General features: G+C 70.4%; 3 protein-coding genes and 1 pseudogene. 2 read left to right on the forward strand and 2 right to left on the reverse strand.

The window, feature by feature from the left end; translation table 11 throughout:
* Together RIM90_RS31225 and RIM90_RS31230 are read left to right on the forward strand one after the other, a co-directional pair.
* A pseudogene (locus tag RIM90_RS31225) lies at nucleotides 1-281 on the forward strand (valine dehydrogenase); the annotation flags it as partial.
* 350 nt (nucleotides 282-631) lie between these two features.
* Nucleotides 632-880, forward strand: a complete 249-nt coding sequence (locus tag RIM90_RS31230) for a DUF3073 domain-containing protein (protein ID WP_309064101.1) — start codon at nucleotides 632-634, stop codon at nucleotides 878-880.
* Nucleotides 881-989: 109 nt separating this feature from the next.
* On the opposite strand, the gene purM is transcribed toward RIM90_RS31230, so the two are convergent.
* The gene (gene purM, locus RIM90_RS31235; protein WP_309064102.1) at nucleotides 990-2,057 is read right to left on the reverse strand and encodes a phosphoribosylformylglycinamidine cyclo-ligase; all 1,068 of its coding nucleotides are present in this window, start codon (nucleotides 2,055-2,057) and stop codon (nucleotides 990-992) included.
* Nucleotides 2,058-2,090: 33 nt separating this feature from the next.
* The coding region (purF, locus tag RIM90_RS31240; RefSeq protein WP_309064103.1) for an amidophosphoribosyltransferase at nucleotides 2,091-3,086 on the reverse strand (996 nt) is incomplete at its 5' end.

Here is a 3,086-nt window from a genome sequence, read left to right on the forward strand (position 1 = left end):
GCGCCGCCAACAACCAGCTCGCCCACCCGGGTGTGGAGAAGGACCTCGCCGACCGCGGGATCCTCTACGCGCCGGACTACGTGGTGAACGCCGGCGGGGTCATCCAGGTCGCCGACGAGCTGCACGGGTTCGACTTCGACCGGTGCAAGGCGAAGGCGGCGAAGATCTTCGACACCACGCTCGCCATATTCGCACGTGCGAAGGCGGACGGGATTCCGCCGGCCGCCGCGGCCGACCGGATCGCCGAGCAGCGGATGGCGGAGGCGCGCCCGGTGGCATGACGCCCGGGGCCTGCCACCGGGGCCCGGGGCACGAGGTGTGCGCGGGCGCCCGGCAGCAGGCGCCCGCGCGCGTTCGGCCGGTACCCGCCGGGGGGCACTTGGAGAGAACTCTCACTTCTCCCGGCGGGTCGACCGCCGATAAGTGGTTAAAATCGCGTTTGACCAGCGAGGACGGGACGTCTCGAAGGTCTGGGCGCGGGCACGTCATGCGGGCGACGTACCGTATGGGCGCGGGCTCAGGTACCGTGGAAGCTCTACAGACCGGCCTCTCCGATGAGAGTCCGTTCTGGACCATGAACGCGTGTCAAGACTCTGGGGCCGTCGAGCCCCGTCGTTGAGGGGGTCGAGCCATGGGGCGCGGCCGGGCCAAGGCCAAGCAGACGAAGGTCGCCCGCCAGCTGAAGTACAACAGCGGTGGGACGGACCTCGCACGCCTGGCCGAGGAGCTGGGCGCATCGACGTCGAACCAGTCACCGAACGGTGACCATTTCGAGGCCGATGAGCAAGACGACGACCTGTACGCACGGTACGCCGACCTCTACGAGGACGACGACGAGGACGAGGACGACCCGTCCTCGCAACAGCGTCGCGGCGCTTGACCTTGCACTGAGCATCAGCCCGGTCGGTGACTGAGGGTCACCGACCGGGTTTCATGCTGCCCGCTCATCACACGCGCGGGCGGCGCCCCGGTGCTCGGCGTCCCTGCGCTCAGTTCGCGTAGTCGCCCACGAGGGCCGCGCCGGTCGGGTGCTCGCCGCGGTCGGTGATCTCGCCGGCCACCCAGGCGTCCACGCCGCGGTCGGCCAGCGTCGCCAGCGCCACGTCCGTGGACTCCTGCGGCACGATCGCGATCATGCCGACGCCCATGTTGAGGGTCTTCTCCAGCTCCAGGCGCTCGACCGAACCGGTCCTGCCGACGAGGTCGAAGACCGGGGCGGGGGTCCAGGTGGAGCGGTCGACGACCGCGTGCAGCCCGTCCGGGACGACCCGGGCCAGGTTGGCCGCGAGGCCGCCGCCGGTGACGTGGCTGAAGGCGTGCACCTCGGTGGTGCGCGTCAGGGCCAGGCAGTCCAGCGAGTAGATCTTGGTGGGCTCCAGCAGCTCCTCGCCGAGGGTGCGGCCCAGTTCGTCGATCCGGCCGTCCAGGGCGAGTCCGGCCCGGTCCAGCAGCACGTGCCGGACGAGGGAGTACCCGTTCGAGTGAAGACCGGAGGACGCCATGGCGATCACCGCGTCGCCCTCGCGGATGCGGTCCGCGCCGAGCAGCCGGTCGGCCTCCACGACGCCCGTACCGGCGCCGGCGACGTCGAAGTCGTCCGGACCGAGCAGACCGGGGTGCTCGGCCGTCTCACCGCCGACCAGGGCGCACCCGGCCAGCACACAGCCCTCGGCGATGCCCTTGACGAGGGCGGCGACGCGCTCCGGGTGGACCTTGCCGACGCAGATGTAGTCGGTCATGAACAGCGGCTCGGCACCGCACACCACGATGTCGTCCATGACCATGGCGACCAGGTCGTGGCCGATGGTGTCGTACACGCCCATCCGGCGGGCGATGTCGACCTTGGTGCCGACGCCGTCCGTGGCGGAGGCGAGCAGAGGACGGTCGTAGTTCTTCAGGGCGGAGGCGTCGAAGAGGCCGGCGAAACCGCCGAGGCCGCCGAGGACCTCGGGGCGCTGCGTCTTCTTCACCCACTCCTTCATGAGTTCGACCGCGCGGTCGCCCGCTTCGATGTCGACGCCTGCTGCTGCGTAACTGGCACCGGTGTTCTCGGACATGGCTGAGAGAGCTTTCGTGTCGTACGGCAGGGCTTACGGGCGGCGGATCGCGTCGACCGCGGCCGGGGCGGCGGTGCCGGCGGCCAGTTCGGTCTCCAGGAGCTGCTTGCCGAGGAGCTCGGGGTCGGGCAGCTCCATCGGGTACTCGCCGTCGAAGCAGGCACGGCACAGGTTCGGCTTGGCGATGGTGGTCGCCTCGATCATGCCGTCGATGGAGATGTACGCCAGGGAGTCGGCGCCCAGCGAGGTGCCGATCTCCTCGATGGTCATGCCGTTGGCGATGAGCTCGGCGCGGGTGGCGAAGTCGATGCCGAAGAAGCAGGGCCACTTCACGGGCGGCGAGGAGATCCGGATGTGGACCTCGGCGGCGCCCGCCTCGCGGAGCATGCGGACCAGGGCGCGCTGGGTGTTGCCGCGGACGATCGAGTCGTCGACGACGACCAGGCGCTTGCCCTTGATGACTTCCTTGAGGGGGTTCAGCTTCAGGCGGATGCCGAGCTGCCGGATGGTCTGCGAGGGCTGGATGAACGTCCGTCCGACGTACGCGTTCTTGACCAGGCCGGCGCCGAAGGGGATGCCGGACGCCTCCGCGTAGCCGATGGCGGCCGGGGTACCGGACTCCGGGGTCGGTATGACCAGGTCGGCCTCGACCGGGGCCTCCGCGGCGAGGCGGCGGCCCATCTCGACGCGCGAGAGGTACACGTTCCGGCCGGCGATGTCGGTGTCCGGGCGGGCCAGGTACACGTACTCGAAGACGCACCCCTTGGGCTTCGCTTCCGCGAATCGGGAGGTGCGCAGCCCGTTCTGGTCGATGGCGACGAACTCGCCCGGCTCGATCTCGCGCACGAAGCTCGCGCCGCAGATGTCGAGCGCGGCGGACTCGGAGGCGACGACCCAGCCGCGCTCCAGGCGGCCGAGGACCAGCGGGCGGATGCCCTGCGGGTCACGGGCCGCGTAGAGGGTGTTCTCGTCCATGAAGACGAGGCTGAAGGCGCCCCTGACCTTCGGGAGGACGACGTGCGCGGCCTG

Source organism: Streptomyces sp. (genome assembly GCF_031181555.1).
GTDB lineage: Bacteria > Actinomycetota > Actinomycetes > Streptomycetales > Streptomycetaceae > Streptomyces > Streptomyces fimbriatus.